Origin of the sequence: Aminiphilus circumscriptus DSM 16581 (assembly GCF_000526375.1) — a bacterium.
GTDB lineage: Bacteria > Synergistota > Synergistia > Synergistales > Aminiphilaceae > Aminiphilus > Aminiphilus circumscriptus.
In genome coordinates this window covers 857,453-880,101 of the sequence record NZ_JAFY01000002.1, presented here as the reverse complement: position 1 = coordinate 880,101, position 22,649 = coordinate 857,453, and the positions used below count along the sequence as shown (strand labels likewise).

Here is a 22,649-nt window from a genome sequence, read left to right as displayed (position 1 = left end):
GCTCCCTTTATCTCTCGTTTTCTCATGATATACTCGAATTCAGCTTTCTGTGCGCGTCAGACGTGCATTTTCGGAGGTGGCTGTACCATGCGGATCGCCGTCATCGGCGCAGGCCCGACGGGCCTCGCCGCCGCCTACGCGCTCTCCGGAAGGGGAGCGAACGTGGTGGTCTTCGAGAGTACCTCCGTCTCCGGAGGAATGGCCAGGACCGTCACCGTGGGAGAAGAGCGCATCGAGGCCTTCTACCATCACATCTTCACCAGCGACGAGGCCCTGGTCTCCCTTGCGGAGGAGATCGGCCTGGGAGACCGCCTGGAGTGGCTCCCACCCCGGAATGCCTTGTACAGCGGAGAGAGACTCTACCCCTTCACGACGCCGGGGGATCTTCTCCGGCTCGGTGCCCTTCCCCTGATGGACAGGATCCGTCTGGGGCTCTTCGTTCTCGCCGCACGGCGAGTCCGTTCCTGGGAACATCTGGAGGAGCGGACCGCCCGGGAATGGGCCGTGGAGACCGGCGGGAAACGGGTCTACGAGACGATCTGGAAACCTCTTCTGGCCTCCAAGTTCGACGACTACGCCGATCAGGTGGGCGCCACCTGGCTCTGGAACAAGACCAAACTCCGGGGATCCACCAGGGGAAAGGGCCAGGGTCGGGAAATTCTCGGCTATTTCCGGGGAAGTTTCGGCGTACTCTACGATACGCTCACCGCACGCATCCGCGCCGCGGGAGGCGAGGTGCGCCTGAACACCCCGGTCCTCACGATCCGTTCCCTTTCCGCAATACCCCAGGAAGAAGGAACGCTCCTGGTAAGAACCCCCGAAGGAGAAGAACCCTTCTCCAAGGTTCTCGTCACCACCGCTCCGGCGGAACTGGCCAGAATGGCACCCCAGCTTCCCGAGGAATTCCGGGAAGCGCTCACGGCCATCCCTCACCAGGCGAACCTTTGCGCCTTGCTGGAACTCTCCCGTCCTCTCTCGCCCTACTACTGGATCACCGTCGCGGACGAGAAGTTTCCCTTTGTGGCCCTCATCGAGCACACAAACCTGCTTCCTCCGGCCCGATACGGCTCCTCCGTGGTCTATCTCTCCCGTTATCTCTCCCCTTCGGCGCCGCTTTTTCGAGCGGACGACGAGACCGTGGCGGCAGTGTTTCTCGACGGCCTCTCCCGTCTCGCCAGGACCGTCGAGCGGACCTCGCCGGGCCGGATGCGGTGGGAGCCGTCCCTTCTGAAACGGATCCGCATCTTCCGGGCTGACTCGGCCCAGCATGTGGCGACCAGGGGATACGGAAAGCGGATTCCTCCCCACCACACACCCATTCCCAATCTCTATCTGAACTGCATGGCCCAGATCTACCCCGAGGACCGGGGCCAGAACTACGCCATCGAGCGGGGGCTCCGTTCCCCCGAGATCCTGGACTTTCCGGGGAGGAGCGTGCCGTGATCGACTACGCTCCCCATCTTTTCCGGCAGGGGATCGTCTTTCTCGAATCCCCCTTCTTCTTCCTTGCGCTCCGATGGTGGGTGGCACTTCTTTTCCTGACCCTCGCCGCGGCACCTTTCGCCCAACGCCTTCTTCCCGTCTTCCGGGACGGTGCGTGGCCCTTCGCCAAAGCTCTGGGAATTCTTTTCGCCGGCTACCTGAGCTGGCTTGCCGCGGCGCTCGGAATCGCCTCCTTCGGCCGTACCTCCGTCCTGGGGAGCACGGCTCTCGTCGCGCTGCTCGGGGCGCTGTTCCTCCTGTGGCAACACGGCCGACGCGGTGAAACTCCGGAACACATCGCGAAGACGGTTCTTCCGACAAGCGATGGGGAGAAAGTGGTTTCCTGGAAACAGGTTCTCTTTTCAGAACTGCTCTTTCTCGCGGCTTTTCTTTTCTGGGCCTGGGTGCGGGGATTCCAGCCCTCCATCCACGGCCTGGAAAAATTCATGGATTTCGGCTTCGTGAACGCCGCCCTCCGAAGCGGTACCATGCCCCCCACAGACATGTGGCTCGCGGGAGAGCCCATCAACTACTACTATTTCGGACATTACCTCTGCGCCTTCCTCACCACCCTCACGGGAGTGGCGCCTCAGGTGGCCTATAACCTCATGCTCGCGACGCTCTTCGGCCAGACCGTCACACTCGCCTTCTCCCTCGGATGGGCCGCCGTCTCCCTGGTGCGGCGTTCCCGTTTCGTCCGCTCCGCCGCAGCGACGGACAAGAGTGCATTCCTGAAAAATCTTGCCGCGGGAACCATCGCGGCGCTCCTCGTCGCCTGCGGAGGCAACCTCCACGGCTTCGTCCACGGACATGCCCTTCCCTTTCTCAAAAACCAGGGAGTGTACGCGGGCCCGACCAAGAGCTACTGGTATCCCGACGCGACAAGGTATATCGGATATTTTCCTCCCGCCAAGGACAAGACCATTCACGAATTTCCCCTCTACTCCTTCGTGGTGGCGGATCTGCACGGGCACGTGTCGGACATTCCCGTGACACTGACTTCACTGGGAGTCCTCCTCACCACGGCGGCACGAGGGCCTTCGGCGGACCGGCTCGCCCTGGGAGGATTTCTCGTGGGGATCATGCAGATGACGAACTCCTGGGATTTCCCCGTGCACACGGCGCTCTTCGGCGGCATCACCTTCGTCTGGCTCTGGCGACGAAAGGGGCGGTTCTTCCGCGCCCTCGCGGGGGGTACGGGAGCACTCCTCGCCACGGGAGCGCTGTCGCTTTTGGTGGCACTGCCGTTTTTGCTCCGTTTCCAGAGCTTCGTGAAGGGAATTTTTCCCGTTCTGTCCCGGTCGCTGCCATGGCAACTCCTCATCCTGTGGGGAGACAAACTCCTCACGGCAACCCTCTTTCTGGGCTTCGTCTTCTTTCTCCTCGGGCGCTGCATGAAACGGCGCGGACCGGCAAGGGGGTTCGTCCTCTGGTGGCGGGCTCTCTCGCCGGGGGATCTCTTCGCGGGGGCGCTCTGCCTGGCGGGGATCGGCCTGGTGGCCATTCCGGAGCTGGTGTACGTGAAGGACATCTACGGCCCGGACTACCATCGGGCGAACACCATGTTCAAGCTCGGCTACCAGGCCTTCATCCTCTTGGGAATCGCCTCGGGATACGTCATGGTACGCCTCGCGGAGCTGCCCCGAAGGCTTTTGTTCCGCAAGGGACTCGCCGTGTTCTTCTATTTCATGGTGCTTCTTCCCCTGCTCTATTTTCCCAAGGCCGTGGGCACCTACTACCCCGCCAGGGAAGCCTGGAAAGGGCTGGACGGCCTGGATTTCATGAATTTCCGCGCCAAGGACGACCGGGCCGCCATCGCCTGGTTCAACGAAACCGTGACGGGCCAGGTTCCCATTCTGGAGGCGGACGGCGAGAGCTACAGCGATTTCGGGCGCATCTCCATGGCCACGGGGCTCCCCACCATCCTCGGATGGCACGCCCACGAATGGCTCTGGCGGAACGACGCGAACCTTCCGAACCGCCGGTCCCGGGAGGTCCGCGCCATCTACGAGGCGCCGAAGAGCGGGGAAGCCCAGGCGCTTCTTTCCCACTACGGCATTCGCTACATCGTGGTGGGCGCGGCGGAGCGAAAGCGTTTTCCCAAGCTCGACGAGGAAGGGCTTGCCACCCTTGGAAACGCGGTCTTCCGGAGCGGCGACCTCGTGGTTCTCGAACTCGGCGACGGAAAGGCACCCTCCGCGGAGGCGCGGAAGGAGCCTCCGTCCCCTTCCACCTCGGAAGAACGCGAAACGGAAGAAGCGACGCCCCACTGACGGAGCGTTCCGAAGGACACGAGCGCAGGACCCCTTTGAGGAAACTCTGCTTAAAGGAGTTTGCCTCTCTCGTTTTTAATCGCATCGCCTTTTTCCGAGGCCGACGTAACGTTTTTTCAGAGCTTCCTTGAACGTGAAAGTCGCTTTCGCGACACCGCTGCGGTACGGGCGTGCGCCAAGCACCGGAGACGGCAATACTCCCTCTCCCTCTCCTTCGCCGCTTCCGCTACGGTATGCGCTCGCGAGGAACTTCCGCGACGCTCCAGCCCTTTGCCTCGGAGCGCTCCGCTCTATCCGATTCCGCGAAAGTGCCTGTCCATCGGCACCGCACAGGCACTCCTGGAAAAGTGTGGCTAATCGCCGCAGACGGCCGCCAAACACCAGGAAAATCTTTTTGCAAACTTGACCGCACACAACTCCCGCTCTCGGGTTCTTCCTTCATTCGGTCGGAGGAAGAACCCGGGAGAACGCGAACGTTCAGGCAGGATAACGCCCATCCCCCCGCCGGAGGTCTCCGTTGTCCCGAAAGGCGCGCTCCTCCATGTTGCCCGTTTCCGCCACGAGATAGAGGGGGCGTCCCTTCACCTCCTCGATGATCCGGGCGATGTACTCTCCCATGAGACCGAGCATGATGAGGATCACGCCGTTGAAGAAGAGGCTCACCACGATGAGGGACGTCCATCCGGGCCAGGTGACGTCTGTGAAGAGCTTCAGGTAGATGTTCACCAGCAGGTAGAGAAAGCTGAGCCCCGACAGGGAAAACCCCACCCAGGTGGCGATCTTGAGCGGCATGGTGAACGCCGTGATGGCATCCATGGCGAGACGAACCATTTTCTTCAGAGGATACTTGGTGACTCCCGCGAAGCGTTCCTCCCGCTCGTATTCGATGAAGGTCTGGCGGAATCCCATCCAGCTCACCAACCCCCGCATGTACCGGCACCGCTCGTTCACGTTCTCCAGGAGAATGCGGCAGATGCGCCGGTCGAGAAGCCGAAAGTCCCCCGCGTCCACGGGAATGTCCTGGTTCGCCATGGCGCGGAGAACGCGGTAGAAGAGCGCGGCGGTGATCTTTTTGAAGGCCGTCTCCCCCTTGCGCTTGGTGCGCTTTCCGTAGACAACCTCGTAGCCTTCCTTCCATTTCGCCACCATGCGAGGGATCAGTTCCGGCGGGTCCTGGAGGTCCGCGTCGATGATCACCACCGCCTTTCCGGCGGAAGCGTCCACGCCGGCAGTGATGGCCGCCTGGTGCCCGAAGTTCCGGGAGAAGCCGATGAACCGCACGTTGGGATCCCGCCTCGCGAGTTCCCGGAGAATGGCTCTGGTGGCATCCCGACTGCCGTCGTCCACAAAGATAAGTTCGTAGCGCTCCTCCATGCCGGAAAGGACTTTCGAAAGACGCCGGTAGCTCTCCAGAAGCACTTCCTGTTCGTTGTAGACGGGTACGACCACGGAAAGATCGATGTCCGAGGTCGTCTCCGCCTCGGATTGCCCGCTCCTGTCCTGGATCCGCGCCATGTTCATTCCTCCCTGGTCCTCGATTTTCCGCCGTCGGCCCGGCAGAAAAGGGCGTCCCGAGACACGTCGCCTCCTCGGAGAAAGCGACCGTGGCCCTCTTCCCGCACCCGTTCTCCGTTCCTCCCTCCTTTGCTATTCAGCGGATTCCTTTTCCTGCAATACGTCGCAGTCCTCGTTTTTCGGCACGCGATAGATGGCCGTCCCGGAGGGGGGATGGGAAAAAACTCTTTCGAGCACCCTGTTGAGGAGCACTTCGTTCACCTTGAACTCCCTCCGGGTCTCCCCATCGACGAGAACGTATCCGATGCGGTTTTCCGCAAGAAGCCTCTTCACCGCCTCGGGATCGGTCCCCTCGAAGATCTTTCTGACGATCCGATCCCTGGACGCCGTGGGATACCCCGCCGACCATGCGTAGTACTGCCAGCCATTGTAGAGTTTCCTCCCCGCAGCCAGGAGGGGATGCATGTAGTAATTCTTCGTGAGGACCAGCTCGTTCGGTCCGATATGCTCCAGCGCCCAGAGCTTCACCGGATCCTGCTCCCTGATCCGCACCGCCCGGGCGGGGTCGTTGATGTTGTGCACCGCCCGGAGGTCCACCACGCCCGTCACGGTGAGAACGGCGAGAAGCAGCACCCCGAGAAGGCGTGTCGCCCGTTCACGGAAGAGTGTCGCCAGAAGAAACGCCACGGGAATGTTCGCCAGAAAGACCGCGATCTGGATATATTTGTGGTTCACCACGATGTCCGGAGTGAGTTGCACGAAGTTGGCGAAGAGGAAGGGCGCTCCCGCCGCGGCCAGAAAGACCGCGACCCCCGAGAGGGGCAGGGAAAGTGACGCGAGCACGGCGAAGGGGAGAACGCCGAAGAGTTCCAGATAATACCGGAAGACACCGTAGTTCGTCTTGACCGGCGCGACGAAGCCGAGAAAGAATTTCGGGGCCACGGCGGGGACATCGCCCAGAAAGAACGCCCCCTGCAGTTTGGCGAGCGCGAGGGCGAGAGCGGCCAGAAGCAGATATTCCAGACGATGTTTCGAGAAGAGAGCGAACACGAAGAGCACGAGAAGGGCCGCGATGAAAACCGCCCCGTTCCAGAAGGCGGACACTCCCAGGAGCACCCCCAGAGCGCACCCTCTCCGGAGATCGCCGGGGATCCAGACATCTCTCGCGAGCAGCAGCTCTCCGACGCGTTCGGAGAAGCGCCCCCGCCGAAGCCGATCCATCATGGCCGCGAAGGGAGGGAGCATGCAGAGCAGGACGAACAGCAGCAGCGCCACCGCGAAGGGAAAGTGTCTCTGGTTCACGAAGACGTTCTGGTTCCAGAGGCCCCAGTGTTCATAGGGGGTTTTTCCGATGTGCTCGCTCACGCGGAGGATGCGATGCCACAGGTCGGAAAAAGATGTCGCCTCTCCGGCAAAGGAGAAAAAGGCCCAGGAGCTTCGGAAGAAGGCGAGAACGCAGGCGAGGAGAGCCGCAATCCGGTCTCCGCAGAGAGCGACGGTAAGACTGAAAAGAAGTGCGATCATGGCGACGAAGGCGAGGATGCTCGTGAGGTTCAGCGCAAGGGCGAGGGGCATGCCCAGATATTCCAGGTTCCCCGTGAGAAACTGGAAAAGAAAGTGATAGCGCACGGTCCCGTCGGCGAAATAGACGTACTCGGTGGGGAAATTCGCTCCCAGTGAAAAGGAGCGGATCATGGACACGTGCGTCACGAGATCGCTGAAGGCGGACACGCCGAGAGCCAGATCTCCCCTGCTCTCGAAGCAGGTGCGAAAATCCAGATACCCCATCCCCAGGGCGGCGACGAGGAGGACGCCCATCTCAAGTTTCGAGGCCGTGAGTTCTCCGAGGATGTCCCCAACGCTCCATCCGTGGGCTCCGGAAAAGAGCCGCCGCCGTCGCAGAAGCCAGACGGAGAGAAAGGTACCGAAGAACAGGAAAGCCAGCACGTTCGCCCAGAGGAGCGGCGCGGTGGTCCTCCGCAGGGCGTAGGCGGCGAGATAGACGAACCAGGTGACGCAAAGCGTCCCGGAAATCCATGACGCCGGAAGGAGCACCATCCACCGTCGAACCGTTTCGCCTTCGTATTTCGACAGGCCGCTCTCCGCTCCCCGGTCTTCCATTCCGGTTTCGCTTTCTCGGCACCTCCGCCTCCGGAGGAGGCGATGGACATTCAGGCCGTCGTCCCAAAGAGAGGGCAGCATTTCCCGGAGAAAGACGAATCCCACGGCGGTACAGAGGCAGAGAAAAAGAAAACCGGACAGCATCTCAGTCGGGTTCCCCGAAATCTTTCCCGGTGGAGGCGGTGGCCTCGGCGATCACGTACCGGGGCCTGTGCTTCACCTCGTCGAAGATCCTGGCGATGTAGATGCCGATGATGCCCAGGCTCATCATGAGAATGCTTCCGATGAGCAACTGGAGCAGGATCACCGTGGTAAACCCGTCCACGGCAAGTCCACGCACCTTGTTGGCCAAGGTCTGCGCGCCGAGAACTCCGGCGAAGAGGAAGAAAAAAAAGCCCAATATCGTGACGACATGCAACGGCGCCGAGGTGAAGGAGGCGATGGCGTCCACGGCGAGCCGGATCAGCTTGAAAGCCGACCAGCCGCTCCGCCCCGCCCCGCGCTCTCCCACGGCAAAGGGGACAGTGGCACGCCGGAAACCAAGCCACGCGGACATGCCGCGAAAAAAGGTTCGGCTCTCGCCCATCCGCTTCCAGGCAGCCACCACCTTGGCATCGAGGAGCTTGAAATCCGAGCCGTTTTCGAAGGAAAACCCCGAGAGGCGCTCGAGAATCCAGTAGAAGGAACCCGCCAGAAGGCGATAGGAAAGGCTCTCCTTTCCCCGACTGATCTTCACGCCCTCCACCACGTCATATCCCTCCCGCCAGAGGGCGACCATGCGGGGGAGCACATCCGGCGGGTGCTGCAGGTCCGCGTCCATGATGAGGCAGGAGACGCCTTCGGCGAGATCGAGCCCGGCGCAGAGCGCCGCCTCCTTGCCGAAGTTCCGGCTGAGGCGCACACCCCGGAGGTGCGGCTTGCCATCGGCGAGTTCCGAAATGGCCCGCCACGAACCATCTTCGGATCCGTCGTCCACGAGAAGAAAACGGTACCGCAGATCGGCACACCCCCCGAGGGCCGCCTCGACGGCAGCCACCGTTCGTGCGATCTGTTCGGCCTCGTTGTAGACGGGAATCACGACGGCGAGTTCACGCATCTCCCGAGCCTCCTTCCGAAACCCAAAGCCTTCGGGTCTGCGGAGCCGTATTTCTCCTTAGCAGCGCTTCTGCACGCCACGCCCTCGGACATCTTCCCTCTTCGGCAAAGAGTCACCTTCCATCCCTCCCGCGAGGAACGCGTGCGGGCGAAGGCGTCACCCCGTTTTTCCGACTTTGGCGACAACACGTATCCCCGAAGCATAGACTATCTGGTGAGACACCAGACTCCCGCCACGACGAGCACCAGGCCGACGCCTTTCACAAGACTGAAGGTCTCCCCGAAACAGAACACCGCCACGAACGAGAGCCCCGCGGCGATGCTCCCCATCATCAGGGGGTAGACCACGCTCAGATGCATTCTCGCCAGCAGGAGACTGTAGGTAACGAAGCCGCCGCCGAAACAGGCCACCGCCGCGTAGATCTGCCAGGTGCGCAGCATGTGCAACACCGCGCCTCCCACCTCGCCGGAAGCGCCGCGCATACCGATCTTGATGAAGACACTCGCCAGAATGTTGAGAATTAAATTGAGAACGAGCATGAAAACGATCATACGTCTCTTCTCCCTCGGGTGCGTCCGCGCACTCCGCTCCGGTGCGCCGGGCGGCACGGCGCACCGTACCTCGTTCCGAATCCACCCGCATATCGTATCGCTTCCGTGAGCGGAAACATGGTACCACGAGCGACCAGGGAAAAACGCGCCCGTCCCTCTTTTTTGGAAGTCGTCGCGGGAGGAACAATGGCTCTCTCATGATCATGGCTGTTGGTTCGGGACACAATGGATTGTACGCGATATCATGAAGGGGAAACAAGAGAAGACGTTCAAAACCGTCCCCTCGTCGGACGCGATGAAGGAGGCAACACCTGCATGTACGTGCTGGGCATTCTTGCGGCACTCACCAGCGCCGCCATCTGGGGCCTCATAGGTCCCACTTTCCGCGGCCTCTACGCCTTCGGCGTCGAACCGATCACCGTGGGACTCGTGCGGGGTACCGGCGCCGCCCTGTGCGTCGCCATCTTCGCCCTGGTACGGCATCGAGATTCTTTTCGAGAACTGTTCCGGCAACTCCCATACCGCATTGCCAGCGGTCTTTTCGGAGTCGTCGGCGTCTATCTTCTCAGCAACATCGGCATGGTGCGCATCCCTATCGGCTTTGCCACCGTTCTCTTCTACACCTCTCCCCTTTGGGTCATCGCCATGGCAGCCCTCTGGGGAAAGGAGTCCCTCACGCGGATCCGTCTCGTCGCTCTGGCCCTGGGCCTAGGGGGCGTGTGGTTCGCCGTCGGAGGAGTCGAACCGGGACATCTTGATCTTGTTGGCATTCTTTGCATGCTTCTCTCGGGGTTTTCCTACGCGGCGTTCATCCTGAACGGAAAATACGGCCTGGGAAGAACCGACCCCTTCGCCAACTACTTCGCCACGTTCTTCTGGGGTGCAGTGCTCATGTGGTGCATCGCCGTCCCAACGGGGTCCCTCGCCTGTCTGCGGGGACTCCCCCTCAAGGGATGGCTCCTTCTGGCCTACGTGGTGGCCATTCCCACGCTCTTGGCTTACGGCATTCTTCTGGCGGCGCTGAAGGTCATTCCCGGAACGGTGGCGTCCATCCTCTCCACGGCAGAGCTGGCTTTCGCCATTTTCTGGAGTGGTATTCTCCTGGGAGAACACGCCTCTCTCCAGACCATTCTGGGCGCCGCCGCCATCGCCGGCGCCGTGGCCCTGCTCACTCTCGAGGGATCGGACAATTCACTGGATGCCCTGAAACGCTTCTTTTCCCGGGAGAAGAAAGCCTCCTCGCTGTCCAAGGAGCCCTGATCGCACGGGAAGGTCCCCCTTGCCTCTCGTCAACGCGTGCGATCAAAGAGCAGCTCTCCGCCGCGATAGGTGCGCCAGACACGCACATTCCCCAGTTTCTCCGACTCCATCTCCCAGGGGTCATCCTCAAGAAGAAGAAAATCCGCCAGCATACCCGGTTCGAGCCGCCCCGCCTCATCGAGGCCCACCGCTTCGGCGGCGTTTTTCGTGAACAGGGCGAGCGCCTCGTCGAGGGTCAGTTTCTGCTCCGGCCCCCACCCTCCTGCGGGCGTCCGCTCCAGGGCACGCACCCGGTTCACCGCCGCTTCCACGCCGAGCCACGGATTGGGATGGGCGGCGGGACAGTCGGAGCTGCCCGCGACGAGCAGGCCTTCGTCGAGAAGCGATCTCCAGGCGTAGGAGAAGGGACGCACCGGCCCGGGAAGATTCGCCTCGGCGATGTCGATTTCGTCGGCGAGAAAGCGTGGCTGCACGTCCGCCGCAAGCCCGAGGGCGCGCATGCGTTTCCGCTGGTCCGGCCGCACCACGTAGCAGTGGATGACGCGATGCCGCAGTTCCGGCCTGGGGAACGTGCGTTGGGCACGCTCGAAAGCGTCCAGGATCTGGTCGAGGGCCCGATCACCGATGCAGTGCACCGCGATCTGCACCCCCCGCTGCTGGGCGTCGCGGAAAAGGGCGTAGAGCTCCTCGTCGCCGTAGGCGAGCAGGCCCCGATATCCACTCGTCTCCTCTCCGGGATAGACGAAGCTCATGGCTCCCGTGCGAGCGCAGAAGCCACCGTCTGCAAAGAGTTTGAGCCCTCCGAAACGAAGCAGGGAAGAGCCGAAGCCCGATTGCATGCCGAAAGGCGGAAGGCTGTTCGTGTGGACCACCACGCGCTGGAGCTGTCTTCCCCGACGCTGCAGCTCCTGGTACGCTCCCAGGGACTCCACGATGCCGATATGCTCCGCCGAGGTGGTATTGAAGGAGGTGATGCCGAAGGATGCCCATTCCTCCATCATTCGAGCCATTCCTTCGAGCAACGCTTCCTCGTCGCCTCCTGCGGCCCGATAGGCCCGGTACAGGCGGTCCGCCCCACTCTCGAGGACCACCCCCGTGAGCGCCCCCTCCGCATCGCGCTGAAACCCCTCGGGCAAGTCCGGTGCATCCAGCACCCCCGCGGCACGCAGTGCGGGCGTGTTGGCGCAATGAGCATGGTAACAGAGCCTGGTGAGCAGGACGGGATTGGAAATCCTGTCGAGTTCGCGTCGCTCGGGCAATCGTTTCTCGACGAAACGGTTGTGATCGAAGTGCATGCCCCTCACCCACGCTGAAGGGGAAAGCGTTTCCGCCCTGCGGGACAAGCGCTCCACAACCTCCCCGAGTGTCGCACAGGAGCTGAGATCCACGGCGGTCCGCCCCTCCACGGCGGCGGCAAAATGCACATGAGCATCAACGATGCCGGGAATTACCCGTCGCCCCGCCGCGTCCACTTGTTCCGCCATGTTGGCGAGAGGGTGCCTTGCCACCTCGTCATCCTTTCCCACAGCGACGATCCGTTCCCCCCAGGCCAGAAGGGATTCGCTCTCACTCAAATCCGTTCCAGGAGAGACGATTCGCCCCTTGCGGAGCCAAAGCGCCCGAGAAGAAGCTTGTCCCTTCCTCAGGAGGGAACCGTCACAATTTTTTCGAAACGGCATGACACGTCGCCTCCCTTTTCTCCATGAGAAACATCCTGCATCCACAAAACCTCCGACCTGTGCATTTCATTGCAGTCCGCCATGGTTTTCACCGGAGAAACATGACCTTACCCAACTCCGATGGCCACGAGGCTCCTTGAAGGAGACGTTCCCAGCCCCATCGACCCTCCGCCCGGATGTGCCTTCTTCAGCCGTTGTCCCGAGGCATCAGCACACTGCAAAGAGAGTTCTCCTTCGTTAAAAGATCTCGACGGAGGGCATTTCGTAGCCTGTGTGTCCCGGTAGCACCGCCGGGGCACACAGGGATTCCTACCACCCTTTCACGGTCTTGAGTACCTCGTCGGAAATGCGCCCCGCAAGAAAATCCCGCATGGCCTCTTCGATGATTTCGAGGGCCCGGTCCGCTTCCTCCCGGGTAATGACCAGGGGTGGCTGAATCCGAAGCACCGAGCCGCTGAAGAAGGAGAGAAGCAGCCCCTTCTGCCATGCCTGGTAGCAGATCTTCGCCGCGGCCTCTCCGTGACGCTCCCGGGTCTTGCCGTCTTTCACCAGGTCCACGCCGATGGAAAGCCCTTTCCCCCGCACGTCGCCAATCAGCGGATAAGAATCCTGCAGCGCCCGGAAACGTTCCATCAGGTAGTTCCCCATCTCTTCGGAGCGGGCGATGAGCCCTTCTTCCTCGATGACCTGCACCGAAGCGTAGGCAGCGGCACAGCACACGGCGTTTCCCGCATGGGTGAAGCAATGCGCCGGGGCATCCCAATCCGCCATGAGGTCCTCCCGGGCCACGATGGCGCTCAGGGGAAGACCCGATCCAAGGGCCTTTCCCAGGATCACCGCGTCGGGGACGATGCCGAAGTGCTCGATGCCGAACCACTTTCCCGTGCGGCCAAACCCCTGTTGCACCTCCTCGGCGATGAGAAGGATACCGTGGTCGTTGCAGAGACTCCGCAGCCCTTTCATGAAGGAAACCGGCGGCACGAGGATCCCTGCGTCTCCCTGGATCGGCTCGATGATGACCGCCGCCACTTCCTCGCCGGGGATGTAGTCCGCAAAGGCTCTCCGGATCAGATCCAGATGGTAGTCGGCGATCTCCTCGTCCGTGCCGGAAAAGGGCGGACGGAACGTATCGGGATAGGGAAAGTGATACACCTCGGGGAGGAACGGTCCCATGCGGCGACGCATGGGAAGGCTCAGTGAGCTGAGAGAAAGGGCTCCGTAGGTACTGCCGTGATAGGAGCGCTGAAAGGCAACGATCTTCGAGCGTCCCGTGGTCCACCGGGCGAGCTTGATGGCACCGTCGTTGGCGTCGGAACCGGAAAGACCGTAGATCACCCGCTTGGGGAAATTCCCGGGCGTGATGCGGCAGAGGGCCTCGCTCAAGCAGACGAGCGGTTCGTGATACATGTACACCGCCGTGTAGGACATGAACGCCTCCGCCTGTTCCCGAACCGCTTCGACGACTCTGGGATGGCAGTGCCCCACGTTCACCGCGGCGGCGCTGGCGAGAAAATCGATGTACCTGTTGCCGTCCGCGTCCTCCACCCAGCTCCCCCGAGCTTTCTTCACAACTAAGGGATAATAGGGCACCCTGGCAGCGGAACAGAGAACCGCCTTGTCGGCCTCGACGGTGCGCAAACAGCGCTCCAGATGCAGTGGCTTCATGATCGTTCCTCCCCATTCTTTGACACATTTCTCGTCGTCTCCGCAGGTTGATCAAAATGGGGGACGGAAGAACCCCCCGCCCCCCATCGTGCCGACCTTTTCCCGCCGGGAGAGAATGCACCCTGCGACTACTGCTTTTTCACCGATTCGGTCATCTTGTTGTAGAGTTCGTCGCCGAGCATTTCCTTCAGCTTGGGCCACACTACCTCGCGGACCTTGTTTGCGCAAGCTTCCAGTTCGGCATCGGAGAGCATGATGATCTTCCAGCCATTCTCCTTCTCCAGCACATCCCGATAGTGCTGGTCCTCGTCCTGCACTTGGCTCCAGCGGATGTTCGACGCCTCCGTGGCAGCCTCCTGAAGAGCCTGCTGCAGCTCGGGCCCCAGCTTGTCCCAGAGCTGGGCGTTGATAACGATCCAATGCTGTTCGAAATAGTCATTGTATTGGATCCAGACCTTGTTCACATCCCGGAAGGACCAGGCCTGGAAGGGAGGTCCGCCCATCTGGCCGTCGGCGATGCCCGTCTGAATGGCGCTGTAGGTTTCGGCATAAGGAATCGGAGTGGCAATGTAGCCCAGCGCCTCGTAGGTCATGGAGCACGCGGGCAAGGGCATGACCCGAACCTTCATCCCCTTGGGGACGTTGGGATCGCCCGGGGAGGGCGGTTCATCCCGAAGCGAGATCCCCGCCATGCCAATGGGATAGACCGCAAGAGCCTTGATGCCGTGTTCGGCCCAGAGATCCTTGATGATGTCGTAGGCCCAGCCGCCGGGAGCATAGGCCTTCTTGCCCTCTTCGAGGTCGCGCACCACATAGGGCATGTAGTAGGCAAAGTTCAGCTTGGGATCGTAGGCGGCGTTGGCGATCTGGAATCCCATCTCCACCGTGCCGCGGGAGATCAGCTCGAAGGTTTCCGTCCAGTCACCGAGCTGACTGTTGGGAAACAGGGAAATCTCAATCTCGCCCTTGGTCTTCTCCTTGACAAGTTCGGCGAATTTGTGTGCCGTCTGGTCATAGGGGGTGTCCACGGGATTCGGATGCCCCATCTTGAACTGGTATTTCGGAGCCGCACATGCCACGGCAGCGAAAGACACCGTCAGCACCGCCACGAGAAACAAAGCCAGATACTTCCTCATCTTCCTCAGCACCTCCTCCGAATCGCTCGAGCACTCCAAAGATCAATCTGCTCTCATCGGAACTCTCCTCGGGAAAATTCCCGAAACAATCGGGGCCTCCCCCTCCCTTCGCACCTGACTCGTCTTTTCAGAGGCCTTTTCCCGCTCCCCCCTTCCTTCTTCCGCAGAAAAACGCCTGCGACATTCTCTACTTGATGCCCATGAGCAACCTGGGCAGAAACAGTGACAGGTCCGGGAAATAGGTGGTGAGAAGGACCACGGGAACCTGGGCGAAGAGCATGAACTTCAGGGCGTATCCGAAATACTGGTCGAACGAGGCGCCTCCGATGCGCCCCGCCAGGTACAGGATGGGCGCGCAGGGAGGCGTGACGTTCCCCAGTCCCAGGTTGGTGCCCATGATGGCCGCGAAATGCACGGGATGCACCCCGATGTGCACCATGAGCGGCAGCAGGAGCGGCGCCGCGAGCATGGTGCCGCTGAAATCGTCCATCATCATGCCGATGATGATGAGGAAGAGGTTCACCATGAGGAGCAGCACGATCTTGTTGTCGGAGATGGTCATGAGAAATTTCGCCAATTGCTGGGGAATCTGCTGCATGGTGTAGACCTTGGCGAGGATGGACACAAAGAAGAGCATGAGCACGCAGACTCCCGTAGTCGTGGAAGAGGAGACCAGCGCGGACCACAGGGTTTTCGTCGAAAGCTCCCGATGGATGAAGAATCCCACAAGAATCGCATAGGCCACGGCGAGAGCCGCGGACTCTGTGGGAGTGGTGATCCCCCCGTAGATGCCCCCCAGAATGATCACGGGCATGAGAAGGCTCCAGATGCCGTGCTTCGTCGCGTGTCCGATCTGGGCAACCTTCTGCCGAAAGGGAACCTGGGGCTCGACCTGGACACTCGGAATCTTTCGGACCTCGAAATAGTTGAGCACGCACATGAAGATCGTGGTGAGAATGCCCGGAATGACCGTGGCGAGAAAACACGCCGCCACGGACTGCTGGGTCACCCAGGCGTAGAGGATCATGGGCACGCTGGGCGGAATGAGCTGGCCGAGAACGGAGGCGCATCCCACCATGGCCACGCTGTACTGCCGGGGGTAGCCCAGTTTCTCCAATCGGGGGATCATGATTCCGCCGATACAGGCCACCGCGGAGGAGCAGGTTCCGGAAATGGCGCCGAAAATGGCGCAGGCCACGATGGTGGCGGCGCCCATTCCTCCCCGGAGACGCCCGAGAAAGGCCTGGGCGAAAGTAGTGAGCCGCTCGGCGATGCCCGACGAGGACATGAGAGCTCCGGCCATGATGAAAAAAGGCACGGAAAGAAGCGTGAGCGAATTCAACGCATAGTACCCGGAAGGGAGGAGGAATCCGAAGCTGAAATTGTACACGAATCCCATGTAGATGGCGGCGGACATGAAACACAGGGGAACGGGCAGACCGATGACGATGAGACCGATGAGAATTGCTAGGTTGATGGCGATGACCACGGATTTTCCTCCTTTCTACTTCGATGTGTGCACAGGACAGGCCGCTTCGGAAATGGGTACGTCGTCCTGAGGCGAAACATCGAGGGGTTTTTTCCCGATGGCCTGGAGAAAATAATCGACAAGCTCGACGCAGAAATAGAAGACCATGAGGATCGCACCCAGAAAAACACTGGCCTGGGAATAGATCATGGGGATCATGAGCGTGTGGGAAAGCTGTTTTTTCGTGTAGCCCCAGACGACGTACTCCCACCCCCAGAAGGTCATCATGATCGCCAGAACCACCGAGAGAAACGCCGTAAAGACCTTGATCCAGATGAGTTTTTTTGGATTCTTGACGATGGCGCTCATGACGTCCGCCTTGATGTGCGTCCGCTCCGCCGTACCCCAGGAAGCGCCCATGAAATAAAGCCAAAATCCCGTCATCGTGGCGATTTCCTCCACTCCCATGATGGGCTTCACCAGGACATACCGGAGAAACACCTGAAAGAGCACCAGGAAAAGGATCGCCAGGGAGGATATCACCATGGCCATCTTCTGGAGAAAACCAAGGACATTCCAGAACTTGGTGTGCATGATTCCCAGCATCGTGTGCATCTCCTCCTTCTTCCGCGGCGAATTTTCGCTCCCTGAAGAGAGCGTGCCGCCGTCAGTCCCTGTAGACCCGGGGAACTCTGGCGCCGAGGAGCGTGGGAAACACGCAGATGAGTGTTCCCAGTTTCTGCGCCATCTCCTCAAGGGAGATCATTTCCTCTCCCTGCCGCCCGACGAGAACCACCTCGTCTCCCACAGCCACGTCATCGAGGTGGGAGACGTTCACCATGGTCTGGTCCATGCAGATTTTTCCCGCCACGGGACAACGTTTCCCGCGGATGAGTACTTCAACGCCCCTGGTGTAGAGTTCCCGGTAGTATCCGTCGGCGTACCCCAGAGGCAGCACGGCGAAACGCTCCTGTCCGGACGTGACGTAAGCGCTGCCGTAGCTGACGCCCGATCCGGGAGGCAGATCCCGAAGGGCCGCCACGGCGGTCTTGAACTCCATGCAGGGCTCGAGCGGGATGGTCCGTCTCACCTCCGGCGTCGGATACATGCCGAAGAGCAGGTGCCCCGGACGAACCGCATCAAGAGCGTATTCGGGCGTTTCGAGGGTTCCTCCGGAATTGCAGCAATGCCGCATGGGGATGGAGATACCCTTTGCGGCGATCGTTTTCAGGAGATCGGCAAAAATCCGGTATTGCTCGTGCGTGACCGTGAGATCCCCCGAATCGGAGGCGATAAAATGCGTGAAAATTCCCTCCAATTCAACTTCCGGGAGGCTTTGAACGGCATCGACGACCTCCAGGGCTTTGTCAGGCCGGAAACCGATGCGTCCAAGGCCGGTATCCACCTTGAGATGCACCCTGGCGGGCTTTCCATTCTGCCTGGCCGCGCCTGCAAGGGCATGGAGCATGGCCGTATCCGTGAGAGCGGCTCGAATACCCGACCGCACGTATTCCGCCGCCACCTCGTAGGGGGACGCACCGAGAACGAGCACGGGATCGGTGATGCCCCCGTCGCGCAGCGACAACGCTTCGTCCGGCGTTGCCACGGCGAAGAAGTCCGCTCCGACACTCCGGAGGGCCCACGCCGCCGGCAAAGCCCCGACGTTGTAGGCATTGGCCTTCACCACGGCGATCACGCGCGTGCCTCCCACGTGTTTCCGGATGCGGGTGTAGTTGGTGCGAATGCTGTTGAGGTTCACTTCGAGGCGCGTCGGGCGCCAGTTCATTCTTCATTCCTCCTCGATTCTTCAGCAGCGTGAAAAGCGACGGGACAAAAACAGAAACGGAACGACATCGTGAGATGCATCGGTTTTTCTCACGCACGCGAGTCCGGTGGAAGAGAGCGGGGCCCCGCCCGAAACAGGAACCGGCGAACGTCACCGATGAGCCGCCGAAACCGAGATGCCGTTCTCCCGGAGTACCCGCCGGACCTCCTCCGGCGAAAGACGGGTGTCCTGAGCAAGAAAAGCCGCGTCCTCTTCGGAGACGGTCTTGTCCTCGCCCAGAGTTGCGCAGGCATTCCGCACATAGGATGTGCGCAGACGGTTCAGATCCACCGGAGTGACACCGATCTGCCGAGGATGTTCGGGAATGACGATCACCGAACCGGGACGCTCCTCTTCGGGATCGCCCCGACGAACTTCCACACCCATCCGCTCCGCAAAGGCGAGTTGGGCGTAAGGATGCTTTCCGGCGCCGGTGTACTCCGTCTCGTTCACCACCACTACCGCCTCTTCAGGGAGCGTCTGTGCAAGAGCGAAGGCAGCGGTGAGAGAGGTGTTGCCCGCAGGACCCCGTTCAAGACCTTCGAGCTGCGCCAATGCCTCGGTCATGTAGAAAACCGCCCCCTGGGTGACTGTCACGTAGTCGTCCAGATAACGGAGCACCCGAGCGGCGTTCCGGGGGACATCGGAACGGTCCGGCCACACCGCGAAGGGAATGCCGAACCCCGTGTGTCCCGTGGTGAAGGATTTACGATTGAAATCCCTGTCCGAAGCCATGTGGAGCCCCTGGAGATTCACACTGGCTCCCACGATGCGCGTGGCCGGACATCCAGCCTTGAGAAGTCCCCGGGCAGTACCGGTGGTGATGCCGCCTCCGGCGTGGGTACTCACCACCACATCGGGATTTCTTCCCGTAAGGCGTCTGGTCTGCTCCGCGATCTCCGTCCCCAGCGTCTCGATACCGGCGATGGAAAAGGGAGTGTAGAGGGAAGCGTTGAAGAATGCCGTCTCCTCAAGAACGAGGAGGAAGACGTAAAACAGCTCCGGCCCCACGGAGAGCTGGAGGACCTCCGCGCCATAGGCTTCGCAGGCCCGTCCCTTCTCGGCGATCTCGGGCTGTTCGAATCCTTTCGAATCGAAAACCTCCTGAACGATGATGCAGCCCAGGTTCTTCCTCGCCGCCTGGCTCGCCACGGCAGCACCGTAGTTGCCGCTCGTGGCAGCCACCACGCCTTTGTATCCGTTGCGCTCCGCGTGGAACACCGAGAGCGAGGCCCTGCGGTCCTTGAAGGAACGGGCGGGATTGTTCGCCTCGTCCTTCACGAAGAGTCGTGCTCCCCTGCCCGGTTCCGAGAGAGTCCGCGCCAGACGGGTGAGGTTCTTCAGTTCGAGAAGCGGTGTGTTGCCCACGTTGCTCTCCCGTTGAATGGTCTCGACTTCGTCGAGAGAGTAGCCGGTCTCGCACATCATGCCCTCATAGTCGAAGGCGAGCCGCCCCCGGGCAAAACGCTCGTAGTCGATGCCGACGGATTTGCGCATGATCTCACCACGTCGGGCCATCACGGCGCCATAGTCCCCGGTCATGGCCGTTCCGCCTTTCCCCGAAGCATGCCTCGAAGCTCCTCTCCGATCCCCAGCAGTGCCTTCGGAGGCGGGCCGAAGCCCACGTCATAGGGAGGATCGACGGCGATGAGAACTCCCCGATGCTCTCTTCCAACGGCGGTGCGTACCGTCACCGTTTCGCCGCAGCGGGCCGTCTCTTCCACGAGAAACCCCTTCACTTTCAATTCCAGGGGAACCGCCGCCGTGTCCTCGGGAACCTGAGGCGCCCGAGAACCTGCGGACAACACAACGCGGCGGATCTGCACCCACTCTCCCCTTCGCGCCATCGTCATGTTTTCGCCTCCTTCGCACCACCGAAATAATTGTCGCGGATTTTCAGTTCAATTGAAGGTGCCGGATGCTCCTTGAGAGGAGCGGTACGTAACTGTAGCACTATGCTCTATTTCAGCCGCCACTGTCAAGTGAATGATCATCGTCATTCCTTGCAGTAACGATGACTCACTCTCTTTGTATTCTGTGGCATGTGATGTTTCAGCCATGCACTATCGACAAAACGAGATGTCGAACGAATTCTGTTTCGAGAACAATGACAATTTGCTTCATAATCTCCACTGAAACATCCTTCCTGGAAAGATTCTCACTCATTCTTTTCAAAAGCATTCATGAACCGGTGTTCCATTTCACGAAGGGGTATGCGGCGAAAGAATTCTTCCGTCGCACACCTTTTCGACAGGCGAAGTAGTATCATGGAGGAAATATGGAGAGCGACGATCCATCACGCTGCGACGATCGCAACGTTGATTCCGTCATCCAGGAGGAGATGCTCATGAAGGCAACTCAGCGGAAAAAACTCGATCTCGCAAAAAAACCCACCCCCATCGAACTGCTGCCACGTCTTTCCAGGCTGATCGGCGGCCCCGACATCTACATCAAGCGCGATGATCTCACGGGCGGGGGCGTTTCCGGCAACAAGATCCGCAAACTGGAATACTGCGTGGCCGACGCCCTGGACAAGGGCGCACAGGTGCTCATCACCTGCGGGGGCGTGCAGTCCAACCACGCCAGGGCAACCGCCGCCGTGGCGGCACGCCTGGGACTTTCGAGCCATCTCGTCCTGAACGGCACACCGGAAGAGATCCCCGAGGGAAATCTCTTCCTGGATCTTCTCTTCAACGCCCGGATCACCTTCCTTCCGGAGGAAAAGGGACACGAACGGGACAGCACCATGGAACGCCTGGCCCAGGAATACGAGACACAGGGCACACGCGCCTACATCATCCCCCTCGGTGCGTCGAATCCCCTGGGGTGCCTCGGATACGTGGATGCCGTGACGGAAATGATCCCTCAGATGGCGGCACTGCCCTCCCGCCCCCGCCATCTGGTCACTGCCGTGGGTTCCGGAGGCACGCTCGCGGGACTCGTCGCGGGTGTCCTCCTCCATAAGCTCCCCTGGAGGATCACCGCCATCAGCGTGGCCTATCCGCGGCAACAGGTCCTGGACACAGTACAAAATCTTCTGGAGGGACTTCGAAGGAGCGATTTTCCCGACCTTGGCACGCTGCCCCGGGAAACCCTCACCGTTCTCGACGACTACCTCGGCGAGGGGTACGGAACGACCACGCCCGAACAACTCCGTTTCATCGCCACCGCCGCCGCCACGGAAGAACAGCTTCTCGATCCGGTCTACACGGGGAAGGCCTTCTACGGCCTCTCCCGAGAGATCGCAGCAGGACGTTTTCCAAAGGACGAGCCCGTGCTTTTTCTGCACACCGGAGGCGCCTTCGGTTTGTTTCCCTTCCGGAAGCACTTCAACCAGGCGGTTTTCTCCACCCTTTCCGCCCCAGGAAAGCACTGAGGCCTTCCGCCCGCCCCCTCGGTGGGAATGCCGCTTCCTCGACAAAGACGCCACCGGAGGAGAACCAGTGGCAAAACCGGAAAAGAACAGAAGAAGGGGAACGGGCGCCTTGAAAGCGCCCGTTCCCCTTCTTCTCCAATCCTCCGGACGAACCGGCGTTATTTTCCCAGCCAGGAACCGAAGACGCGGAGAAAATTTCCGCCCAGGATTTTTCGCATCTCCTCGTCGTTGAAACCGCGTTCCAGAAGAGCCACCGTGAAGTCACACACGTTTTCGTGACCGGCGATCACATCGTAGGTCTTGATGTCGTCCTCCAGAGTGAGGTAGTTCTCGAAGCCGTCGCAGAAGTCGAATCCCAATCCCACGTGGTCGACACCGACGAGATTCGCGATGTGCTCCACGTGGGCCGCCAGATCCGCCGGAGTCGCCCGACGCGTCGCATGATCCTCCCGAACGAAACAGCTGATGGCGTTCATCCCCATCACGCCACCCTTCTCCGCGAGAGCACGGATCTGTTCGTCCGTGAGGTTCCGCATGGTATGGGCAAGACTCCGGCAGTTGGAATGGGAGGCGATGAGAGGCCCTTTCGCGATGTCCATCACGTCCCAGAACCCCTCGTCGTTGAGGTGACTCACGTCGATGACCATGCCCAACTCCTGGGCACGCTGCACCGCCTCCACGCCGAAGGGAGTGAGTCCGCCCTTCTTTCCCTCGCGCTTCGGTGAGAAGAAACAGCCGTCACCGGCGTAGTTTCTTCTGCTCCAGACGATCCCGGCGGCGCGGACCCCCAGATCGTGGAAGATGTCGAGAAGGTTGAGATCGTTGCCGATGGGATCAAGCCCTTCAAAGGAGAGGAGAATACCGACCTCGCCCTCCCGGCGTGCCCTTTCGATATCCTCCATGGTCCTGCAGAGCGCGACTCCTTCCGTGTTGCGGATCTCGCGCACCAGCACCGCCAACTGATCCAACGCCCGCCGAAGGCCCATCTCCGGAAGGAAGGAACCACTCACGAAGAGCGAGGACACGACGAGGCCGAATCCGCCCTTCCGAAACCGTTCCAGCCAGGGGAGAAGGGGATGTTTCTTTCCTCGTTCCCACTTGTAGAGAAGATCCATGGCGAGGTCGAAATGGGCGTCGACGATCATGGATTCCCGTTGGAGTCTCGCTGCTCTTTCCTGCGCTGTCTCGCTCAAAATGAACGC

Annotated in this window: 18 protein-coding genes; 5 read left to right on the top strand and 13 right to left on the bottom strand. The window is 60.9% G+C overall.

Annotation, left to right across the window (positions count from 1 at the left end; all coding sequences use genetic code 11):
• The first annotated feature begins 87 nt into the window (after positions 1-87).
• Together K349_RS0104765 and K349_RS0104760 are read left to right on the top strand one after the other, a co-directional pair.
• Positions 88-1,443 carry an NAD(P)/FAD-dependent oxidoreductase gene (locus K349_RS0104765; RefSeq protein ID WP_026368705.1) on the top strand — a complete coding sequence of 452 codons (1,356 nt, stop codon included), beginning with the start codon at positions 88-90 and terminating at the stop codon, positions 1,441-1,443.
• Positions 1,440-3,755 carry a DUF2298 domain-containing protein gene (locus K349_RS0104760; protein WP_026368704.1) on the top strand — a complete coding sequence of 772 codons (2,316 nt, stop codon included), beginning with the start codon at positions 1,440-1,442 and terminating at the stop codon, positions 3,753-3,755. The genes K349_RS0104765 and K349_RS0104760 overlap by 4 nt, the downstream gene beginning before the upstream one ends.
• A gap of 477 nt (positions 3,756-4,232) precedes the next feature.
• Here the strand turns inward: K349_RS0104760 and K349_RS0104755 are convergent, their stop codons facing one another.
• The 4 genes from K349_RS0104755 to K349_RS0104735 all read right to left on the bottom strand — a co-directional run bounded on the left by K349_RS0104755 (position 4,233) and on the right by K349_RS0104735 (position 9,038).
• A complete protein-coding gene (locus tag K349_RS0104755) occupies positions 4,233-5,270 on the bottom strand; it encodes a glycosyltransferase family 2 protein (protein WP_026368703.1) in 1,038 nt (345 codons plus the stop codon).
• A 132-nt stretch (positions 5,271-5,402) separates the two neighbouring features.
• On the bottom strand, positions 5,403-7,535 hold the full coding sequence (locus tag K349_RS0104745) for a hypothetical protein (protein ID WP_026368702.1): 2,133 nt from the start codon (positions 7,533-7,535) through the stop codon (positions 5,403-5,405).
• A gap of 1 nt (position 7,536) precedes the next feature.
• Positions 7,537-8,487 (bottom strand): glycosyltransferase family 2 protein, encoded by a 951-nt coding sequence (locus tag K349_RS0104740; protein ID WP_026368701.1) that lies wholly within the window; start codon positions 8,485-8,487, stop codon positions 7,537-7,539.
• A gap of 206 nt (positions 8,488-8,693) precedes the next feature.
• Positions 8,694-9,038 carry a hypothetical protein gene (locus K349_RS0104735; protein ID WP_026368700.1) on the bottom strand — a complete coding sequence of 115 codons (345 nt, stop codon included), beginning with the start codon at positions 9,036-9,038 and terminating at the stop codon, positions 8,694-8,696.
• 315 nt (positions 9,039-9,353) lie between these two features.
• On the opposite strand from K349_RS0104735, the gene K349_RS0104730 reads away from it, so the two are divergent.
• Positions 9,354-10,298: a DMT family transporter gene (locus K349_RS0104730; protein WP_026368699.1), complete on the top strand. Its 945-nt coding sequence runs from the start codon at positions 9,354-9,356 to the stop codon at positions 10,296-10,298.
• A 29-nt stretch (positions 10,299-10,327) separates the two neighbouring features.
• On the opposite strand, the gene K349_RS0104725 is transcribed toward K349_RS0104730, so the two are convergent.
• On the bottom strand, positions 10,328-11,977 hold the full coding sequence (locus K349_RS0104725; RefSeq protein WP_026368698.1) for an amidohydrolase: 1,650 nt from the start codon (positions 11,975-11,977) through the stop codon (positions 10,328-10,330).
• A gap of 120 nt (positions 11,978-12,097) precedes the next feature.
• Between K349_RS0104725 and K349_RS20045 the strand changes: the two genes are divergently transcribed.
• Positions 12,098-12,262, top strand: a complete 165-nt coding sequence (locus K349_RS20045; protein ID WP_084460180.1) for an oligopeptide/dipeptide ABC transporter ATP-binding protein — start codon at positions 12,098-12,100, stop codon at positions 12,260-12,262.
• A 24-nt stretch (positions 12,263-12,286) separates the two neighbouring features.
• Here the strand turns inward: K349_RS20045 and K349_RS0104720 are convergent, their stop codons facing one another.
• The 7 genes from K349_RS0104720 to ortA form a co-directional block, all read right to left on the bottom strand.
• The gene (locus tag K349_RS0104720; RefSeq protein ID WP_026368697.1) at positions 12,287-13,642 is read right to left on the bottom strand and encodes an aspartate aminotransferase family protein; all 1,356 of its coding nucleotides are present in this window, start codon (positions 13,640-13,642) and stop codon (positions 12,287-12,289) included.
• A 128-nt stretch (positions 13,643-13,770) separates the two neighbouring features.
• A complete protein-coding gene (gene dctP, locus K349_RS0104715; RefSeq protein ID WP_026368696.1) occupies positions 13,771-14,778 on the bottom strand; it encodes a TRAP transporter substrate-binding protein DctP in 1,008 nt (335 codons plus the stop codon).
• Positions 14,779-14,965: 187 nt separating this feature from the next.
• Positions 14,966-16,267 (bottom strand): TRAP transporter large permease, encoded by a 1,302-nt coding sequence (locus tag K349_RS0104710; protein WP_026368695.1) that lies wholly within the window; start codon positions 16,265-16,267, stop codon positions 14,966-14,968.
• A 15-nt stretch (positions 16,268-16,282) separates the two neighbouring features.
• Positions 16,283-16,852: a TRAP transporter small permease gene (locus K349_RS0104705; protein ID WP_026368694.1), complete on the bottom strand. Its 570-nt coding sequence runs from the start codon at positions 16,850-16,852 to the stop codon at positions 16,283-16,285.
• A gap of 61 nt (positions 16,853-16,913) precedes the next feature.
• Positions 16,914-18,032, bottom strand: a complete 1,119-nt coding sequence (alr, locus tag K349_RS0104700) for an alanine racemase (protein WP_026368693.1) — start codon at positions 18,030-18,032, stop codon at positions 16,914-16,916.
• A gap of 150 nt (positions 18,033-18,182) precedes the next feature.
• On the bottom strand, positions 18,183-19,613 hold the full coding sequence (gene ortB / locus K349_RS0104695) for a 2-amino-4-oxopentanoate thiolase subunit OrtB (RefSeq protein WP_026368692.1): 1,431 nt from the start codon (positions 19,611-19,613) through the stop codon (positions 18,183-18,185).
• On the bottom strand, positions 19,610-19,924 hold the full coding sequence (ortA, locus tag K349_RS0104690) for a 2-amino-4-oxopentanoate thiolase subunit OrtA (RefSeq protein WP_026368691.1): 315 nt from the start codon (positions 19,922-19,924) through the stop codon (positions 19,610-19,612). The genes ortB and ortA overlap by 4 nt, the downstream gene beginning before the upstream one ends.
• A 494-nt stretch (positions 19,925-20,418) precedes the next feature.
• Between ortA and K349_RS0104680 the strand changes: the two genes are divergently transcribed.
• Positions 20,419-21,447: a 1-aminocyclopropane-1-carboxylate deaminase/D-cysteine desulfhydrase gene (locus tag K349_RS0104680; RefSeq protein WP_026368690.1), complete on the top strand. Its 1,029-nt coding sequence runs from the start codon at positions 20,419-20,421 to the stop codon at positions 21,445-21,447.
• A 158-nt stretch (positions 21,448-21,605) separates the two neighbouring features.
• Here the strand turns inward: K349_RS0104680 and K349_RS0104675 are convergent, their stop codons facing one another.
• Positions 21,606-22,640: a membrane dipeptidase gene (locus K349_RS0104675; RefSeq protein WP_026368689.1), complete on the bottom strand. Its 1,035-nt coding sequence runs from the start codon at positions 22,638-22,640 to the stop codon at positions 21,606-21,608.
• Positions 22,641-22,649: the final 9 nt, after the last annotated feature.